Raw genomic sequence first — 19,243 nt, 5'->3', positions numbered from 1 at the left:
GATGACGGGCGTTCGCCCTTTTCCGCCGATCCGGCACGCGGTCGATTGAAACGGCATCGCGAACGCGTGCCTTGACTTTGCCCCCCTGGGTGGGCGTACGCGCCGGGGCAGGCTAGCGGCTGTAGCCGATCTGCGCGTCCTGTTCGTAGTGGAATTGGTAGCGGTAGCCGGACAGGCGTAGCGACAGGTCGTTGAACAGCACGCCCTGCGGCGAGATGCCGGCGTGGTTGAGGCGCTTGATGGATTCGTTGATTTCTTCCTCCGTCGTGCGCCCCGCGCGCGCCAGGATGAAGACGGCGCCGGCATGCGCGCCGATGATCAGCGCGTCCGCAACGGCCAGGATGGGCGGCGGGTCGAGCAGCACCAGGTCGTACTGGGCACTGACCGACTCCAGCAGGGTGCCGAAATTCAGGTGCAGCAGGAACTCGGAGCGGTTGGGCGGCAACGCGCCGGTGGGTATGAAGTCGAGGTTCTCGAGCACGCCGCGGTGGATGATGTCGCCCACCGGGGTTCCGCCAGCAATCACGTTCGACAGGCCGAACTCGCGGCTGACGCCGAAGTAACGGTGCAGGTGGCCGTTGCGCAGGTCGGCGTCGATCAGCAGCACGCGCTTGCCGCTGGCGGCCATCACCGCGGCAAGGTTGACCGTCACGAAGGACTTGCCAAGGTTGCGCGCAGGCCCGGTGATCATCACGATGTTGTTGCGGAAGTGCGGCATCGCAAACAGCAGCGCCGCGCGGAAGCCGCGCAGGCTTTCAACGGCAATGTCCTCCGGCTCCGCCTGCGCGAGCAGCGGCAGGTTGGCGCCGTCGTCGCGCGCCTTGCGGCTGAGCTTTTCTTCGTTGGGGCTGTGCGGGATGCTGGCGTACACCACCCGGGCACCGAGCAGGCGTTCGATCTTCTGCGGGTCGTCGATGCCGCCGTTGAGCGCGCGGCGGACGAAGGCGATCATGGTGCCGAGGAACATGCCGGTGATGGCGGCCAGCACGACGATCAGCGGACGGTTCGGTTTGATCGGACGTTCCGGCGCCATCGGCGCATCGATCATGCGCACGTTGCTGACCCGGCCTACCGAGATCAGCCGAAGTTGCTGGGCGGTGTTCGACAGCGCGGTGTACAGGTCGGTGTTGACCTTGATCTCGCGCACCAGGCGCGCTTCGTCCTGTTCGAGCGCGGGCAGTGACTTGATGTGTTTTTGCACGTCGTCGATTTCGGCTTCGACTTCCCTGCTCTGGCGGTTCACGCCGCGCACGATCGGGTGGTCCTCGGTAAAGCGCGTCAGTAGTTCGGTCTTTTTCTGCTGCAGCGCGATGCGCCGGCTGCGCGCCTCGGCCGCTTGCTGCAGGCTCATGCGTGCTTCTTCGCGCATGTCGACGGTGCCGTGGCTGTTGCGGAAATGGTTGTAGCGCTCTTCGGATTGCTCGAGCTGGCGTTTCAGCGCCGGCAGCTGCAGGTTGAGGAAGGCGAGCGATTTTTCCGCTTCCTCGGTTTTGCGCGCGAGGTTCTGGCGCATGTACTCGCGGCCGATTTCGCTCAGCACGTTGTTGATCCGTTGCGGATCGTCGCCTTGCAGCCGCACCTCGATGATGCCGGACTGCTTGCCCTGCTCGCTGATGACCATCGCGGTCTGGATGCCTTCGATGGTGCCGAGCCGCGACAGGCGCCGCAGGTAGAACTCGGCGCCCGGCTTCGCGTCGAGCCTGTCGATACGCAGTTCAAGGTTGCCGCCGCTGGTCTGGGTCTTGAGCGTGGTGCCCACCCGGCCTTCGTAGACGATCGGCTGCCCGCCTCCGCTGAGGCGGTAAACGCCGTCGCCCATGGCGGTGATGAGGAAGCGCCGGTTCTGCCAAGGCTCGGGCACGTCGAACACCGATACCACCGCTTTTTCGGCGCCCCACACATAGCCGCCGTGGCCGAAGATACCCGGTTCCGACAGCTCGCCGTCGCCGCGGCCGGCGAACCAGAAGCCGATGACGGGAAAATACTTGGGCCGCACTTCGATATACAGCTGCAGGTTGTCGACCGCATGCGAGATGACCATGCGCGAGCGCAGCAGCTCCATTTCCGCGATCGCGTCTTTTTTGGTTTCGAACAGCGATGACACTTCCGCCAAGATATTCTTCGAGGCGTTCGGGCTTTCTTCTTCGACGTGGATCAGCAGGTTGGCCTGGTATACCGGATTGGCCACCACCGCGTAGACAATCGCCACCGCGGTGATCAGGAAAGTAACCAGGCCGATCAGCCAGCGGCTGTCGTACAGGATGTTGAAGTAGCTGCGCAGGCCTGGCTCTTCCGGATCTAGCTGGTGCTCATAGCGCGCCTCGACCGGCATGCTGAGCATGGGCGGACTGGACAGCACGTTGGAGATCGGATGCTGGTCGGCGGGTCGGTTCATGGTGGTGGCCCTCGTGGCGATTTACGGCCGGGTGACGCCGACCGCCTGCGTCAGCGCTCCGGGGAACAGCAGCGACAGGCCGCGGTGCCAGTTGGCCAGCGGCGAGGCGGCGACATACACCAGGTCTTTCGGGTGCAGCTCGAACGCCTCCGCCATGGCCAGTGCGCCGCGCTGGCGTGCGTCGAGCTGGAAGATGCGCGTGCCTTCCGCCGCCTTGCGCACCACGAACACCTGGCGCGCATCGCCCGTCATGGGGCTGATGCCGCCCGATTCTCCCAGCGCTTCATTCAGGCTGAGGCGGCCGTTGTGCATCGTCAGCGCTTTCGGCGTGACCACTTCGCCGGAGACGAACACCTTGCTCTCGTCACGCGAGTGCACGCGCACCACGTCACCGTTCAGCAACAGGATGTTGCCGGGGTTGACGCCCTTCTGCACCAGGTCGCGCAGGTCGAGGTTGTAGCGCTTCTTGGCGCGTTCGAGGACGATGCGGCTCTGGTCCGCCGTCGGCTGCAGGCCACCCGCGCGGTTCAGCGCTTCGAGCAAGGTCATCGGAATGTCGTTGATCGCCTGCAGGCCGGGCAGCCGGACTTCTCCATCCATATAGATGCGTTTGCTGCGGTAGGACTGCACGCGCAAGGTGACGTTGGGCTGGGCGATGTAGCGCGCCAGCCGCGACACCAGCAGGTTGCGTGCCTGCTCTTCAGTGAGCCCCGACAGCTTGAGCGAGCCGGCAAACGGAAACTGCACCTTGCCGTCGTAATCGACAACGAAGCCCTGGGCCGGCGTGCTCGACGTGCCCGCCTCCGCCGAGCTGCTGGACGCGACCAGCCCGTGGCCCGCGAGTTCAGGGTGGTCCCAGACGACGATCGACAGGATATCGCCCGGACCGATTTTGTAGGGCGGCGGATCGGCCACGACGAGGTGATCGAGTGCCTGGTTGGCGCGCTGCTCGCGCTGCTGCTTTTCGGCGGCGATCAGCTGCTCGGTGATCAGCTGCGTGGGCGGCGCGTCCGGCGCCGGCCCGGCCTGGCCGGAGACGTCCGGCATTTCAATACGGCTGCTGGTGGCTGCACAGCCGCCGAGCGCCGCCGCCAGCAGCAGCGCGACGCAGACAATCCATTGGGCTCGTATCATATTTTTCATGTTGGTACCCATCCGCATTGCCAGCCGGGAAAGAGATAGTTGTGCCTCCGGCTATTACCTGTCTGATCCAGAGTAAGTGAGCTGGATGACAACGGCTTTGGCGCAAATCAAATGGCAGCCTCAGGCATATTTACCTAGTGAAATGATGTGCCTGGGTGGCCGAAAAACGGCCGGGATGGAGGGCTAGCGCACTTCGTCGACCAGCTTGAGGACCTGGTCGAAGGTCCAGATGCGGCGGATCTCGATGACGTCGTACCGTGAGGCGATGTTGGGCGGGAACCTCGAGTACAGCGCGTTGATGCGGACGATGCGGCGAACGGCGTCGTCGGTATCCTGGCGGCCGCTGGAGCGGACGATGGTCACGTCCTCGATGCTGCCGTCGCTGCGGACGGCCACGCTGACAAGCGGATCGATACGTGCGCGCTCGCCGATCAGCCTGGGGAAATTCATGCTGCCGTTGCGCTCGATCTTCTGGCGCCAGCTTTCGACGTACATACGCAGCGGCACGTCGCGGTCGGCGCTGTCGGCCACGACGCGGCGCGACGCGCGCGCCTCGTCCGGCCGCACCCGCGCCGGCGGGGCGCCGGCCAGCAGGTCCAGCCCCTTGCTGAGGTCGCGCACGCGGTTCGACAAGTCGCTGCCGTAGTTGCCGGCGCTACCCTTGGTCCGCCCGCTTGCGCCCTGCCCGTCGGCCGCGCCGAATGGATCGCCGGGCGGTGCTGCGCGGGCCAGCGCCGCCTCGCGTTCGCGCTCAGCATCCTGGCGGGCGCGCTCGCCTGCGAGCTTGCGCGCGGCGATTTCGTCAAGGCGCAGGCGTTCGGCAGCCTCCTCAGCCAGGCGCTGGCGGGCGCGCAGCGCGTCGGCCTCTTTGCGTTCGGCAAGCTCCATGTCGCGGCGCTGCTGCGCGAGACGCTCTTCCGATTTCTGGCGTTCTGCCAGTTCCTGTGCCCGGCGTTGCTGCGCAAGCAGTTCGTCGGCCTTCTGCCGCTCCAGCATTTCTTGCGCGCGACGCTCGGCAAGCTGCTCTTCCAGCCTGCGCCGCTCGGCCGTTTCTTGCGCAAGGCGCTCCTGCGCCAGTATTGCCTGCTCGCGTTCCGCAAGCGCCGCACTGCGCGCTTCGGCGGCATCCTTCTGCAGTTGCTCCCCTGCCGCATCGTTCACGGCGATCACAGGCTGCTGCAGCTCCGGCAGCGGCGCCTCCTCTTGCAGTGCCTGCGCCATATCGTCGCTGCCGTGCTGGGCCTCGGACGGGTCGATCGTCTTCTGTAGCGCCTCCTCCGGCTGCGGCAGCGGCACGATGAATTCGCTGTCCGGGTTGCTGGCCTGCGCAATGACGCGCACCGGCGCCTCGGCATCAGGTTTCGGAAGCGGCGTGCTGATGCGTGGCGCCTTGCGCGCCTTCGCCTTGCTGACCGCTTTTGGCGGCGGCGTGGGCGCTGGGATGGGCCTGGCTACCGGGTCCACCAGCTGCATTCCGGTGACGGGAGCTGGGCGCGGTGGCAGCGCAGGCCGGTCGGGCTCGGGGTCGGCAGCGACAGGCTCCGCCACGGGCGGCGGCGCAGGCGCCAGCACGATCTGGATGGCGGAACGCGCGCCCCGCAGGGCCATGCCGGGGACGCCGAACTGGAGCGACAGGATCAGCGCATGGAACAGCAGCGATGCCAGCAAACCCCAGGCGAGGCGCCGGTTGGCCGATGCGCGCGGCGGCGCAACGCCGGATGCGGAAGCTAGCGCGCCTGCCTGCAGCATGGAGCGGGCAAGAAGGAAACGCCTGGTTGACTACTGGCCAAAGCCATGACTGCCTCACGCAAGAGTTGGTAGGAAACTGTCGAGTTCGCACCATGACAGAATTCTAACTAAAAGGTGAGGCCGGCGATAGTATTGTCCGGTACATATCGAGGTAGCGGACGGCGATGCGTTCCCACATGAAGCGGTCGAAGCGCAACTCGCTGGTGGTGAAGGATGCATAGTTATCGATCATCTGTTCCAGGCCGCGGCGTATATCCGCCACCGACGACGGGTCGACCGCCACGCCCACCGGCTCGGTGAAGCTGCCATCGATGCCCTGCCCTCGGGTAAACAAGACTGGCAGGCCCTGCGACAGGGCCTCGACATACACAAGGCCGAAGGTTTCATGGTGCGACGCCATGGCAAACAGGTCGCTGGCGCGGCAGATGTCGACCAGTGCCGGACCGGCTTCGACTGGTCCGTGGAAGGTGATGCAATCGGGATGCCTGGCCGCCAGCGATTCAACCTTGTGTTGTTGCGGACCGTTGCTGCCGACCAGGCTCAGTTTCAGGTCGGGCCGCAATGCGTGCAATGCCAGGAAGGCCTGGATCAACCTCACCGCATTCTTGTTGCGGTCAAACCGCCCGATGAACAAGATCCTTTTCGCCTGGATACGCTGGCGGCGGTCGATGTTGTCCAGCCACAGCCGGTCAATGCCATTGTTGATGACAAGCGCCTTTTTCCAGTAGCGCAAGGCGAACAGGGTGACCAGCGGATGGCGGAAAAAATTATCGAAGTTGGATTGGCTGATGAATACCAGGCGTTGCGCATTGTCGAGTATTTTGCGCGCAAGGAAAATGAGGTGCGGTTTGTATTTCAGGAACATGTTGATGTCCGTATTCCGCACCGACACGATGTAGGGCTTGCCGTATTTCCGGAACAATTCATACGCCAGTGCGCCGTCGCTGAACAGCGTGGTGGCGTGGACCAGGTCGCACTGGCCGCCAATGCCGTGGGCGTCAAGGTCACGGAACAGCTTGCGGATCTTCTGCCTGAAAAAGAGCCGGTGATAGCCGCTCAGCACGCTGGAGAACCGTAGCGCCGAACCGGGTACGGTGAAGTCAATTCTGTTGTTGTCGGGATTGGAGTGCTTGCGCAAGGGCGTGAAGATGTCCTGGCGCACGCCCAGCCGGTCGAGCTGCGTGTACAAATTCTTGTGAACCTTGGTCCACAAGAAATCGTTGCTGATGTGAAGGATTCGAGGCTGGCCCATCCCCGCAAGCGTACGGGCTGGAGCCTGGGCCTTACTTGAGAACGCGCAATTGCCTTTGGCTTCAGGGCGCGCGCACGCCGACTGCCGCAAAGTGCAGCACCCAGTGGCGCCCTGGATCGGCCCCGATGAGGGCCGCAGCCTCGTCATCGTAGAACGCGCCGACCGGGCAGGCGCCCAGGCCCTGGGCGGTGGCGCCGAGCAGCCAGCGCTCGCCCACCAGTCCAGCCTCGATGAATACATGGCGGTAGCCGCGCGCACCTTGCGCGAGGACCTGGTCGCGGTCGGCGGACAGGATCAGTACCGCGGCAGCGTCGCCGATCACGTCCTGCGACAGCGCCGCCGACCTTGCCGCCGCCTGGAAGTCGCCTCCGCGCAGGCGTTGCAGCCCATGCTGCGACAGGTAGCGGTAGACGCCGGGCGCGAGGCCATCCACACGGTTGACGACGACGTTGAGCGTCACCGCATCGGATAGTTGCGCAGGCTGCGCGGCCGCGGCAAGCAGCGAGGACAATGCAGCCAGCGACACGGCCTGCGCGCTGTAGCGCCGTTCGCTGCGGCGGTTGACGATGGTCTCGTGCAGGTCGCGGGTGAAGCGCAATGGCGCGGGCAAGGCGATGGCCTCGGCCGCTGCAGGCGTCTCGCGGTGCAGCGATGTCGCGCGCTGGACCATGCCTGTGACGCCGATTGCCGATGCGCGCGGTTCGCTGACCGGTGCAAGGCGCGCCCGCACGTCGGTCGCAACCATCTGCGGCTGCGGTCCGTTCAACGCGACCACGGCAAGCACACCCTCTTCCACGCCGTCGGCCGCAATCGCGCGCGCCGCCGCATCATCGTCGAAGGACGCCAGCAACTGCGCACGCACGCCGGCGCCGTGCGCGCCGAGCCGCACGTTTTCCAGCAGGTGTCCGGCATCCGCGGCGGCGTAGCGGTAGGCGCGGTTGTGGTACTTGTAGCCGGTACGGCGGAACACCGCGCTCAGGATGATGGCGGCATCGGCCGCGTCGGCAGCGGGTGCGCCCAGCGTGGCCGGAAGCGGCCCAAGCGCGTCGAGCCGGTGGTGCGCGGGGTCGTAGTGGTACAGGCCCGGCGCCAGCCCATCGACCGAGCGCGCCGCCACATACAGCTCACTCGGGAACAGCGCACCGGAAGACGGCGCGGCGCGCAGCGCATGCCCGCCACGCTGCTGGGTAATGCCGGCCGCCAGGTGCAGCATCTGGCCAAGCCCTGCGAGGTCAAGGCGCGCGCTTGTTTGGGCAGGCGCGCGCAGCATATCGCCAAGGCTTGCGCCGCCTGCGGTCCCGCGTTCGAGTGCGATGGTTTTCACGCCATCGTAACGCTTGAATGGGGCTGGCGGCGATCCCCATTCGACGCCAGGGGCGCGTGCGAAGACGCCGCTGCGCGACGCCGACGAAAACGCGTGGTACTGGAGCACCGCCTGGATCGATGCGGGCATGTCACCGGCATTCGCGGCCGGCAGCGGATCGGCGGCCTGGCGGGTACCGACAAAGTAGGCCACGCCGAATGCCGCCGCCAGTGCCGCCGCCTGCAGCACCAGCCGTGGCCCGCCACGCTGCGGCGGCGCCGGCCTGGGCTGCTTGCGCGCGAACCAGCGCACGACGATCGGCAGGTTGAACACAAGATGCACGGACACCAGCGCCAGCGTGGCATAGCCAAACAGGTAGTGCCAGTCAAATACCGGAAGCTGCTGGTTGGCGACCCAGAATATCCCGAGCCCCGCCGTGGCCAGCAGGTAGGCCAGCAACAGCAGGCTGGTATGGACATTCAGTGCCAGGCGCGCGGGCGAGCGTCCGCGCCACGCCGTTACGGCGAGGACTGCGGCATATGCCGCAAGCGGTATCAGGACCCAGGCGAGCTTTGGCATCGGCGGCACCAGCGAAGGACGACGTATCGAATTCTATCGCTGTTTGCTGCTGTGCCCGCGCCCGCCGCGTCACCTGTCACAATATCGGCTTTATATCTGTGGGCGCCCGCCATGATGAACTTTAACCTCGGTCCCTTGAGCATCCAGGCCAGCCATGTGTTCATGCTTACCAGCTTGCTCATCGCGGCCGCTGTGGGACATTGGGTGGGACGGCGCGACAAGATCCGCATTGGCGGCGTGCTGGTCGATATGCTGGCGGTAGGCCTGGTCGCCGCGCGGATCGCCTTCGTCGCTACCTGGTTCGAACTTTACAGCGCGGCGCCGTTGTCGATCATCGATATTCGCGACGGCGGTTTTTCGCCGCTGGCGGGCATCGGCGCGGCGCTCGGCTACGGCGGCTATCGCGCTTACCGGCACAAGGCGCTGCGCAATCCGCTCATGGCAGGCGTGCTGGCCGGCGCGTTTGCCTGGTTCATGTCGGGCGCGCCGGCCCTGCTTGGAATGAATGATGGGAAGACGGTGCCCGAAGTGACCCTTGCGACGCTTGACGGCAAGCCGGTGGCGCTGTCCCGGCTGGGCGCCGGACAACCGATGGTCGTGAACCTGTGGGCGACCTGGTGCCCGCCATGCAGGCGCGAGATGCCGGTACTGGCGGCGGCGCAGCAGCGCGATCGCGGCATCACCTTTGTGTTTGCGAACCAGCGCGAAGACGCGGCGCCGGTGGCAGACTACCTGCGCGGAGGCGGCCTGGCGCTCGACAACGTGCTGCTCGACCAGGCCGGCGCGGTGGGGCGCGCGGTCGGCTCATCCGGCATGCCGACCACCCTGTTCTACGACGCGCGAGGACGGCTGGTGGACGCCCACCTCGGGCCTGTGTCCGCCGCGTCGCTGGAAGCCAAACTGGCGCAAATACGCACGGCGGGGCCTGCCGCGCGGTAGCGAACAGGACGGCGCAAAAACCGCATGCTATATTGGGCTTGTCCCGGCCGAGCAGCATGCGCGTGGCATGCGCACGGCCGGTTCTGGCATGCGAAAGGCGGGAACCCAGAATGCGACGATCAACCCGTACAGCGATCCGCGAGAACGCACCGGTATTCCTGCTGCTGATTATTGCGTGCGTGGTCACCCTGCTCGCCTTCCTGGCGCAGCAGCGCACGCAGCGCGAGAGGATCGCGATCCATGCGCGCGCCGATGCCACCGAATCGGTGCTGGCCTTGCAGAACGGCGTCGACGCCTATCTCAAGCTGACCAAGGCCTTCGCTGGATTTATCGCCGCGTCCGGGCCAACCAGCCTGAAGGATTACGACGCCTACCTGGCGACGGTCGATGCCCTGACCGAGCACCCCGGCTTGCGCTCCATCGGGTATGTCCCGCGCGTGCCGCGCGCCGCCAAAGGTCAGTTCGAAAGCAGGATGCAAGGCGAGGCCCCCGGCTTTTCGATCAACGGCCCCGGCGCCGATGCGGTCGATACTTTTCCCTACCTGTATGCGCTTCCGCGCGACGCGCATTTCAGGCCGATACGGGGGCGCGACTTTGCCGGCGTCCCCCAGCGCTGGGCTGCCATGCAGCAGGCGCGCGACTCGGGCCAGACCATCGCGACGGAGCGGCATCACAACCTGTCGGGCCCGCGCACCGAGCCGATCATCGGTGTGTTCACCCCCATCTACGACCTGGCGATGCCTTCGGCCACCGTCGAGGAACGGCGCGCGGCATTGCGCGGCTTCGTGTTCTCGATTTACCACGTGCCAGCGATGATCGATCGCGCCCTGGGAAACGCGTTTCGCACGGAGTTCGACCTCGACATCCTTGACGGGTCAACGCACCTCTACCGCAGTGGCAGGGGTTCCGGCGCCGTGCCGAACCAACGCGCTTTCGGCGTCGCGCACCGCCAATCGATGATGGTCGGCGGACGCCAGTGGGAGCTGGCCTTTTTCGCAAAACCGGAGTATCTCGCGCGGTACGAAAGCTCGATGGGCGCTGTGATCCTCGCGGGCGGCCTGTTATCGTCGCTGGGGATGTCGTGGGCGCTGGCGGCCTGGCTGGGGCGCAACCGAAGCAGGCTGCGCGGCGATCAGCAAACGCTGCGCTTCGACGAGGTTTTTGAAAGCCATCCGTCTGCCGTCTACCTGCTGGACGCGCAGCGCCGTTTTACGAATGCCAATTCGCGCGCGCTGATGGAGTTTAAGATGAGCAAGGAGGAGCTGATCGGCAAGTCGGTCGAGGACATGATCGTACCCGAGAAGCAAGACCTGGCGCGGGCGCAGTTCCAGGAGACGCTGCGCGGCAATTCGGTCACGTACAACTCAGCAATTGTCGATGGCGAGGGCAAGCTGATCCAGCTGAGCGTCATCATGATTCCGATTAAGACCGGGGACAAGGTCATCCATATCGTCGGCATCGCCGAAAACATCACCGCCCAGCGGCAGCGCGCCTGGGAACTCAAAGAATCCAAGCAGATGCTGCAGCTGGTGATTGATCATATCCCCCAACGTGTGTTCTGGAAGAACACAAAGCTGGAATATCTCGGCTGTAATAAGGCCTTCTGCCATGATGCGGGCCTGGAACAGCCCGAGCAGATTATCGGCAAGAACGACTTCGACCTTGCGTGGCGCGCCAGCGCCGAGCTGTATCGCGCGGATGACGCCGCCACGCTCCGCAGCGGCCATGCCAGGATCAATTACGAGGAACCGCAGTACCGCAACGACGGCAGCGTCAGCTGGCTGCGCACGAGCAAAATTCCGCTGACGAATATCGATGGGGAAACCGTCGCGCTGCTGGGCGTGTATGAGGACATTACCGAACGCAAACAGATGGAGAGCCAGTTGCGCGAGCTCGCGCATTACGACGGACTGACCAAGCTGGCGAACCGGACATTTTTCTACCAACACCTGGAACAGGCGATATCGCGCATCAAGCGCAAGGGCGGCATGTTCGCCCTCATGTATTTCGATATCGACCACTTCAAGAGCGTCAACGATACGCACGGGCACGATGTCGGTGACGCCCTGCTGACCGCGTTTTCCGCGCGGATCAAGGCCACCGTGCGCGACATGGACCTCGTTGCCCGGCTGGGCGGCGATGAATTCGCCTTGCTGCTCGACGATATCAGCGACCGCGCGGGGGCCGAGTACGTGGCCGGCAAGCTGGTCAACGCGATGCACCCGGCGTTCGAAGTTGGCGAACTGCGCCTCAAGGTAAGCACCAGCATCGGCGTGGCGTACTACGCGCGCGGCATGAGCGCCGACGACATCATCCGGCGGGCGGACGGCGCGATGTACATCGCCAAACGCGGCGGCCGGGATCGCTACGCGGTCGACGCCGAGCCCAACATCGAACCCTGACCATCCAGTTGAGCTACATCGCGCTATTCTGATCTGGTTTACTTCGATGATTCTAGTAATGTACAATTCCAGAATAGTCAAAGGATTCCCATGGATACGAAAACTGCCATCGCCGCCCTCGCCGCGCTAGCGCAAGACATGCGCCTGGCCGTGTTCCGTTACCTCGTCTCGGTCGGACCACAGGGTATCGCCGCCAGCAAGATCGCGGAACACCTGGCCGTGCCGCCCTCCACCCTCTCCTTCCACCTGAAGGAACTGGCGCACGCCGGCTTGATCGTTGCCCGCCAGGAGGGGCGCTTTGTCATTTATGCCGCCCGCTTCGAGACGATGAACGCGCTGGTCGGATTCCTGACCGAAAACTGCTGCGGCGGAAATCCGTGCTCCCCTACCTCAGGCGTGACCTGCGAACCCGCACGGGCCGCAGGCTGAATACTTCCCAACGCAACTCCTACCGCAACCACTTTTTCCGGACCAAACATGCATGTACTTTTCCTGTGCACGGGCAACTCGTGCCGCTCGATCCTCGGTGAAGCCACGTTCAACCATCTGGCGCCTGCTGGCTGGCGTGCCATGAGTGCAGGCAGCCAGCCGGCCGGCTACGTCCACCCGCGCTCGCTTGCCCTGCTTGCGCGCGAAGGCATTGCCACCGAAGGCTATTACAGCAAGTCGTGGGACAAGCTCCCGGCGACGCCGGACATCGTCATCACCGTGTGCGCCAGCGCGGCAGGCGAAACCTGCCCTGCTTACCTGGGGCCGGTACTGCGCACGCATTGGGGCGTCGAAGATCCGGCGCATGCAACCGGTACCGACGAGGAAATCGACGCCGCCTTCATGAAGGCATACCGCATCCTGCGCGCCCGCATCGAGGCTTTCCTGGCATTGCCCCTGGACACGCTCAAGGACGATCCTGCCAAACTGAAAGCTGAGATGGACCGGATCGGCAACCTGATGCCAGCCTGACAGGGATACCAGACATGACTTTTGCACGACGTATCGTCTCGGAAGGACTCGGCACGGCATTCCTGCTGGCGGTTGTCGTTGGCTCCGGGATCATGGCCGAACGGCTTGCCGGCGGCAATGTCGCGCTCGCCCTGCTGGCCAACGCAATTGCCACCGGCGCGGGACTGGTGGCGCTGATCCTGATGTTCGGCACCATCTCCGGCGCGCATTTCAATCCGGTCGTGACCCTGTCCGAAGCCTGGCAGAAGAATATGCCGCGCGCCGAGGTGCTGCCCTATATCGCGGTCCAGGTGGCCGGCGCGTTCGCCGGGGTGGCTGCCGCCCACCTGATGTTCGGCGACCCGGTATTCTTCGCGTCCGAGCATGTCCGTACCGGCCCGGCCCAGTGGTGGAGCGAGTTTGTCGCGACCTTCGGCCTGATCGCAGTCATCATCGGCTGCTCGCGGAGCCGGCCGAGCGTCACGCCATTTGCCGTTGCCGCCTATATCACGGCGGCCTACTGGTTCACCTCGTCGACCTCATTCGCCAACCCGGCCGTGACGCTGGCGCGCAGCGCAACGAATACCTTCGCGGGTATCCGCCCGCTCGACGCGCCCGGCTTTATCGCCGCGCAGTTGCTGGGCGCGGCCGTGGCCACCCTGGTGTTCTGCTGGCTGTACCCTGCCGCGCCGGTAGGCGCGACTGTTGCCGGTACCGTGGCGCCGGGCGACTTTGCCGCGCCATCCACTAACAAAACGGAACACTCACATGGCTGAGAATCTGCACGACCTCCCGAACATCAAGGCGGAGCAACTCGACCTCCCGACGATGGAAAAACTCGCCCAGGTTGGCGAACTGGACCATCCGCCCCGCATCCTGATGCTGTATGGCTCGCTGCGCGAGCGTTCGTTCAGCCGCTTCCTGACCGAGGAAGCGGCGCGCATCCTCGAACATTTAGGTGCGGACGTCAAGATCTTTGATCCAACGGAACTGCCGATGGTCGGGAGCGTTCCCGAGACCCACCCCAAAGTTGTCGAACTGCGCGAGCTATGCCTGTGGTCGGAGGGCCAGGTGTGGTGCAGCCCGGAACGGCATGGCGCGATCACCGCCGTGATGAAAAACCAGATCGACTGGATTCCGCTCGAGCAAGGAGCAATCCGCCCGAGCCAGGGCCGCACCCTGGCGGTGATGCAGGTGTGCGGCGGCTCGCAATCGTTCAACGTGGTAAACACGCTGCGCCTGCTGGGACGCTGGATGCGGATGGTGACAATTCCAAACCAGTCGTCGGTGCCGAAGGCGTACATGGAGTTTGACGAGGCGGGCCGGATGAAGCCGTCAGGCTATTACGACCGGGTTGTCGACGTCATGGAAGAGCTGTTCAAATTCACGCTGCTGCTGCGCGGACGGACCGATTACCTGACGGATCGTTACAGCGAGCGCAACGAGCGGCAAATGAAGCTGATTAGTCAGGTCGTCAGCAAGATTTAGGGTCCTTTAAAGGTTGCGCTAGCGAATTATTTAGCCTCCGCACGTGTGCGGGGGGCTGTTTCCCCAAGAGGCTGGCATACTTGCTCATGTGCCCGTAACGGGATGATCAACCTGCCTTTTCGGACCCATTCAGTAATGCAATTCGCCATCATCGCAACCTCGGTTGCCTTTCTCGTCATTGCGACCCTGATGCCGCTGTCGCACCGCGCAGTCTGGTGGATACGCGACTTTGATTTTCCACGCCTTCAGCTGGCGGTGTTGGCCTCCGGCCTGCTCGCCGTGGAACTGGTGTTCCTCGATTTATCGGACATCGCCTCGCACGGGCTGATTACGGTCACGGCAGCGTGCCTGCTTTACCAGTTCTGGTGGATCTTCCCTTACACCAGGGTCTATCGAAACGAAGTGAAAGCGTCCCTCGGCGCCCAGGAAGGCGATACGATTCGCATCATGACGGCGAATGTGTTGACCACCAACCGTAATACCGATGGGCTGATCGCCCTGATCCGCAAGCATGAGCCCCACGTCTTCGTGACGCTTGAAACCGACTCATGGTGGCAGGAAAGGCTGGATGTCCTGGAAGGCGACTACCCGTTCTCGATGAAATGTCCGCTGGATAATCTGTACGGCATGCACGTGTATTCGCGCCTGCCGCTGGAAGACGGGGCGATCCAGTTCCTGGTTGAGGATGACATTCCGTCGATGCATGCGATGGCGGTCCTGCCATCGGGCCGCAAGGTGCGGATGCATTTCCTGCACCCGGCGCCGCCCAGCCCGACAGAGCACGACGAGTCGACCGAGCGCGATGCGGAGCTGCTGGTGGTGGCCAAGAGCGTGGTCGGGCTCGATACGCCGGTGATCGTTGCAGGCGACCTGAACGACGTCGCATGGTCCACCACGACCCGGCTGTTCCGCAAGATCAGCGGCTTGCTTGACCCACGCATTGGCCGGGGGATGTTCAACACCTTCCATGCCGATTACTGGTTCCTGCGCTGGCCGCTCGATCACCTGTTCCACAGCCAGCATTTCACGCTGTCCTTCATCACGCGGCTGCCTTCGTTTGGGTCGGACCATTTCCCGGTGCTGGTGGAGCTGACCTACGACCGGGTACGCGGCGCCGAGCAGCAGGGTTTGGTGCCGGATGCGGACGACAAGGCTTTAGCGGAAGAAAAGATCGCGGCCGAGCCGGTGAGCGAGGCGGATGTGCATGAGCCGCAGGCTTGACACGCCTCGCCGTGCGAAAAGCGCCCGCTTAAGCGTGAGAAATGTAGCTTAACGATTATCACAAATTTTCACCCGGAAATTATTTTCTTGCCTTTCGACATTTCCTCGCGCACCATTGCGCAAACTTTAGGGAATGTCATGACAACAATAAAGACTGAGAACGTCCCGTATCTCGACGGCTGGCGTGGATTAGCGATTGCCTCACTGCTTGTCGGGCACTTCTTCCCGATACCGGGGATGAATCTCGGCGCGTTCGGCGTCAATCTTTTCTTCGTGCTGTCGGGCCTGCTGATGACGCGAATCTTGTTCATCAAAAAGGTGGACTTTCCGACCTTTTATCGCAGGCGAATATCGCGCATTGTGCCGTCAGTGCTCGTGTTCATAACAGCCATGCTCATCTGGTTCGGCCTCACTGGCAAGGCGATCAACTGGACCCAGGTTTTCGCCGCGCTCAGCTTCACAAATAATTACGTCCAGGCGGCGCCAGACCTGCATGGCATTCCGCTGGGCCATATCTGGTCCCTCAGTGTCGAAGAGCATAGCTATGTGGCGCTGTCCTTGCTCGCCCTGTTGAGCCGCAAGCGCATTGTCGATGCCGGTTATGCTGTCGGCGTTTCCGCGCTCGTCATGGCAGGTTGCGCCTTCGCTTACTGGGGCATGTTCTCGGAGGCCAGGCTCGCCTCCGCTTTGCGGATGCACTCTGAAGTCGCAGCCCTTGGCGTCTTCGCCTCTGCCTTCCTGACAATTCTTTGGCGCTCAGCCAAGCCGCCAGCGCATTTCCTGATGGTGCCATCGTTTGTGATGTTGAGCATCGCGGCGAGCTGGTGGTCGGTGCCTGCGGCGATCAAAGTCGTGGTCGGCTGCTCGGCACTCGCGCTGGCAATCAACCTGCTTGACCAGTCGCCCCGCTGGATTCACGCCATGCTCGAAATTGAACCACTGCGCAAGCTTGGTACATGGTCGTTCTCGCTGTACCTCTGGCAGCAACCGTTCTACCTGATGGCCCACCGCGGCGACATGCATCCCCTGGTCGCCATCGGATGCGCGCTCGCTACCGGGATTGCGGCGTATTACCTGATCGAGAATCCTGCTCGACTGTATCTCAATCGCGTGTGGACGGGAAATCGTGCCGGGGCGGATACCGGAACCCAGGCGGCGCCACTCGTCTCATAAGCCGCGCGATAAACGAAACCAGCCTCGTTCGCGAGGCTGACTCTGCTTGTATTCTTTGAGTATTCTGGCCTGCCCAGCAGGAATCGAACCTGCGACCCTCAGCTTAGAAGGCTGATGCTCTATCCAACTGAGCTATGGGCAGTGTGTGTTGCGGAGAAGAATTCTCTGCGGAAATGAAAAACGGGCCGCCAACTAAATGACAGCCCGTCTTTTTAACTTGGTCGGAGTACAAGGATTCGAACCTTGGACCCCCTGGTCCCAAACCAGGTGCGCTACCGGACTGCGCCACACTCCGAAGACTCAATTATACTGCGCCGGCCGAAAGTGGTCAATGTGCGCAGGTAAAGTATTTGGAACGCTTATTGCGGGGTGGGAAAGCATTTCACGGCGCAACTAGCGGTCTGTTTGCACGCTCACCATGGATCCCCGCCTTCGCGGGGACGACGGGCTGAGGAATTAGGCAGAGACCTTGTCCGCGATACGGCGTGCGGTGCTTTCGGCCAGTTCTTGCGTCTTGGCTTCGACCATCACGCGGATCAGCGGTTCAGTGCCGGATGCGCGGATCAGGACGCGGCCCGCATCGCCCAGTTCCTTCTCGGCCTTTTCTTTCTCGGCAACCATGGCGGCGTTCTTGGTCCAGTCGAAGCCAGGCGCAACCTTTACGTTGATCAGGCTTTGCGGATACAAGGTCAGCTCGCCGCAGCATTCATCCAGGCCTTTGCCGCTGCGCTTCAGTGCGGACAGCACTTGCAGCGCGGATACGATACCGTCGCCGGTGGTGTGCTTGTCGAGCGCCAGCAGGTGGCCCGAACCTTCGCCGCCGAACAGCCAGCCCTTCTCCTGCATCACTTCCAGCACGTAACGGTCGCCGACCTTGGCGCGCGCGAAGCCGACGCCGAGTTCCTTGAACGCTACTTCCAGCGCCATGTTCGTCATCAGGGTGCCCACCGCGCCCGAAACCGGGCCAACCGTCATGCGGTCGCGCACCATCACGTAGAGCAGTTCGTCGCCGTTGTACAGCCGCCCTTTCGAGTCGCACATGATCAGGCGGTCGGCGTCGCCGTCGAGCGCGATGCCCAGGTCGGCCTTGTGCTCGACAACAGCGGCAGCCATCGCCTGCGGCGCGGTCGCGCCAAAGCCGGCGTTGATGTTAAAGCCGCTTGGCTGATTGCCGATCGAGATGACCTTGGCGCCCAGTTCGTGGAACACATGCGGGGCAATGTGGTAAGCCGCGCCGTGCGCGCTGTCGACGACGATTTTCATGCCGCGCAGGTCCAGTTCGTTCGGGAACGTGCTCTTGCAGAATTCGATGTAGCGGCCCTGGGAGTCGTCGAGGCGCTTGGCGCGGCCGAGTTGTTCGGCAGGTACGCATTCCATCGGCATGTCGATGCCCGCTTCGATTTCCAGCTCGACCGCGTCCGGCAGCTTGGTGCCGAACTGGGAGAAGAACTTGATGCCGTTGTCCTGGAACGGGTTGTGCGAGGCCGAGATGACGACGCCGGCCGACAGGCGCAGCGCGCGCGTCAGGTAGGCGATCGCCGGGGTCGGCATCGGGCCGGCCAGCTGCACGTCCACGCCAGCTGCCGTAAAGCCTGCTTCCAGCGCGGCTTCGAGCATGTAGCCTGAAATGCGGGTGTCTTTGCCGATCAGTACGGTCGGGCGGCCAGATGCGGAGCCGTTGCGAGCCAGTACTTTACCGGCGGCGTAGCCCAGGCGCATGACGAAGTCAGGGGTAATTGGCGCTACGCCTACCAGGCCACGCACACCGTCGGTACCGAAATATTTACGTCCCATGGTTTCTCTTATTTTCTATGAATTAATGAATCGCGGCTGCTTGCCACACTTTGAATGCATCTACTGTTTCGGCTACATCATGTACGCGGACGATTCTAGCGCCATGCGCTACCGCAGCCAATGCCCCGGCCAGGCTTCCGGCCAGGCGTTGCTCAAGCGGCTTGCCGGTCACCGCGCCGATCATCGACTTGCGCGACAACCCTGCCAGTACCGGCAGGCCAAGTTCCTGCTGCATCTTGCCGATATTGCGCAGCAAGGCAAAATTGTGTTCGACTGTTTTCCCAAACCCGAAGCCCGGGTCGACGCAAATGCGCTTGCGGTCGATTCCAGCAGCCTCCATCGCATCGATCCGCTCGCGCAGGAAGCCAAGGACCTCCTCCACCACGTCGGTGTACTCGGGATTTTGCTGCATTGTTTCCGGCGACCGCTGCATGTGCATCACGCATAGCCCGCAATCGCTGTCGGCCACCGCGGCCAGCGCGCCCGGCGAACGGAAGGCATTGATGTCGTTGATCATGTCGGCGCCCGCCAAAATGGCTTCGCGCATGACCTCCGGCTTGTAGGTGTCGATCGACAGCGGCTTGCCCAGGTCGCGCAGCGCGTAGACGGCAGGAATGACGCGGCGCAGCTCTTCATCCAGCGGCACCGCGGGCGATCCCGGCCGGGTCGATTCGCCGCCGATGTCGATCAGGTCGACACCTTCGGAAATCATTTCCTCGGCGCGCGAGACGGCGAATTCAAGTGATTGGAAACGGCCGCCATCCGAGAACGAATCCGGCGTGACGTTCAGGATGCCCATCACCAAAGGGCGTGCATCGAGGTCGAAGCCGTAACGGCCGCATTGCAAATATTGTCGCATTCAGTAA

The 19,243-nt window shown here is 63.6% G+C and carries 15 protein-coding genes and 2 tRNA genes; 8 read left to right on the top strand and 9 right to left on the bottom strand.

Annotation, left to right across the window (positions count from 1 at the left end):
* Positions 1-112: 112 nt before the first annotated feature.
* The 5 genes from LMJ30_RS14550 to LMJ30_RS14530 form a co-directional block, all read right to left on the bottom strand.
* Positions 113-2,395, bottom strand: coding sequence for a polysaccharide biosynthesis tyrosine autokinase (locus LMJ30_RS14550; RefSeq protein ID WP_229433064.1), 2,283 nt, complete (start codon positions 2,393-2,395; stop codon positions 113-115).
* Between the two features lie 21 nt (positions 2,396-2,416).
* Positions 2,417-3,538 carry a polysaccharide biosynthesis/export family protein gene (locus LMJ30_RS14545; protein WP_229433063.1) on the bottom strand — a complete coding sequence of 374 codons (1,122 nt, stop codon included), beginning with the start codon at positions 3,536-3,538 and terminating at the stop codon, positions 2,417-2,419.
* A gap of 183 nt (positions 3,539-3,721) precedes the next feature.
* Positions 3,722-5,287 carry a TonB C-terminal domain-containing protein gene (locus LMJ30_RS14540; protein ID WP_229433062.1) on the bottom strand — a complete coding sequence of 522 codons (1,566 nt, stop codon included), beginning with the start codon at positions 5,285-5,287 and terminating at the stop codon, positions 3,722-3,724.
* A gap of 103 nt (positions 5,288-5,390) precedes the next feature.
* Positions 5,391-6,500, bottom strand: a complete 1,110-nt coding sequence (locus LMJ30_RS14535) for a glycosyltransferase family 4 protein (protein ID WP_229433061.1) — start codon at positions 6,498-6,500, stop codon at positions 5,391-5,393.
* 100 nt (positions 6,501-6,600) lie between these two features.
* The gene (locus LMJ30_RS14530) at positions 6,601-8,421 is read right to left on the bottom strand and encodes a SagB/ThcOx family dehydrogenase (protein WP_229433060.1); all 1,821 of its coding nucleotides are present in this window, start codon (positions 8,419-8,421) and stop codon (positions 6,601-6,603) included.
* A gap of 111 nt (positions 8,422-8,532) precedes the next feature.
* On the opposite strand from LMJ30_RS14530, the gene LMJ30_RS14525 reads away from it, so the two are divergent.
* The 8 genes from LMJ30_RS14525 (at position 8,533) to LMJ30_RS14490 (ending at position 16,583) form a co-directional block, all read left to right on the top strand.
* A complete protein-coding gene (locus LMJ30_RS14525) occupies positions 8,533-9,360 on the top strand; it encodes a TlpA disulfide reductase family protein (RefSeq protein WP_229433059.1) in 828 nt (275 codons plus the stop codon).
* A 56-nt stretch (positions 9,361-9,416) separates the two neighbouring features.
* Positions 9,417-11,762, top strand: a complete 2,346-nt coding sequence (locus tag LMJ30_RS14520) for a sensor domain-containing diguanylate cyclase (RefSeq protein ID WP_229433058.1) — start codon at positions 9,417-9,419, stop codon at positions 11,760-11,762.
* A 90-nt stretch (positions 11,763-11,852) separates the two neighbouring features.
* Positions 11,853-12,191 carry an ArsR/SmtB family transcription factor gene (locus LMJ30_RS14515; protein ID WP_229433057.1) on the top strand — a complete coding sequence of 113 codons (339 nt, stop codon included), beginning with the start codon at positions 11,853-11,855 and terminating at the stop codon, positions 12,189-12,191.
* Between the two features lie 48 nt (positions 12,192-12,239).
* Positions 12,240-12,722 (top strand): arsenate reductase ArsC, encoded by a 483-nt coding sequence (locus tag LMJ30_RS14510; protein ID WP_229433056.1) that lies wholly within the window; start codon positions 12,240-12,242, stop codon positions 12,720-12,722.
* Positions 12,723-12,736: 14 nt separating this feature from the next.
* Positions 12,737-13,477 carry an aquaporin gene (locus LMJ30_RS14505; protein WP_229433055.1) on the top strand — a complete coding sequence of 247 codons (741 nt, stop codon included), beginning with the start codon at positions 12,737-12,739 and terminating at the stop codon, positions 13,475-13,477.
* Positions 13,470-14,189 carry an arsenical resistance protein ArsH gene (gene arsH, locus LMJ30_RS14500; RefSeq protein ID WP_267869671.1) on the top strand — a complete coding sequence of 240 codons (720 nt, stop codon included), beginning with the start codon at positions 13,470-13,472 and terminating at the stop codon, positions 14,187-14,189. The genes LMJ30_RS14505 and arsH overlap by 8 nt, the downstream gene beginning before the upstream one ends.
* A gap of 135 nt (positions 14,190-14,324) precedes the next feature.
* Positions 14,325-15,410: an endonuclease/exonuclease/phosphatase family protein gene (locus tag LMJ30_RS14495; RefSeq protein ID WP_229433054.1), complete on the top strand. Its 1,086-nt coding sequence runs from the start codon at positions 14,325-14,327 to the stop codon at positions 15,408-15,410.
* An 87-nt stretch (positions 15,411-15,497) separates the two neighbouring features.
* Positions 15,498-16,583, top strand: coding sequence for an acyltransferase family protein (locus LMJ30_RS14490; protein ID WP_229433053.1), 1,086 nt, complete (start codon positions 15,498-15,500; stop codon positions 16,581-16,583).
* Positions 16,584-16,648: 65 nt separating this feature from the next.
* Here LMJ30_RS14490 and LMJ30_RS14485 read toward each other — a convergent pair.
* The 4 genes from LMJ30_RS14485 to folP all read right to left on the bottom strand — a co-directional run bounded on the left by LMJ30_RS14485 (position 16,649) and on the right by folP (position 19,236).
* A tRNA-Arg gene (locus tag LMJ30_RS14485) sits at positions 16,649-16,725 on the bottom strand.
* A 76-nt stretch (positions 16,726-16,801) separates the two neighbouring features.
* Positions 16,802-16,878: transfer RNA gene (locus LMJ30_RS14480), tRNA-Pro, on the bottom strand.
* A gap of 161 nt (positions 16,879-17,039) precedes the next feature.
* Positions 17,040-18,377 carry a phosphoglucosamine mutase gene (gene glmM / locus LMJ30_RS14475; protein WP_229433052.1) on the bottom strand — a complete coding sequence of 446 codons (1,338 nt, stop codon included), beginning with the start codon at positions 18,375-18,377 and terminating at the stop codon, positions 17,040-17,042.
* Positions 18,378-18,399: 22 nt separating this feature from the next.
* On the bottom strand, positions 18,400-19,236 hold the full coding sequence (folP, locus tag LMJ30_RS14470; RefSeq protein ID WP_229433051.1) for a dihydropteroate synthase: 837 nt from the start codon (positions 19,234-19,236) through the stop codon (positions 18,400-18,402).
* Between the last annotated feature and the right edge of the window lie 7 nt (positions 19,237-19,243).

This window comes from Massilia agrisoli (assembly GCF_020831365.1).
Taxonomy (GTDB): domain Bacteria; phylum Pseudomonadota; class Gammaproteobacteria; order Burkholderiales; family Burkholderiaceae_D; genus Telluria_A; species Telluria_A agrisoli.
This window is presented reverse-complemented; position numbering and strand designations above follow the sequence as displayed.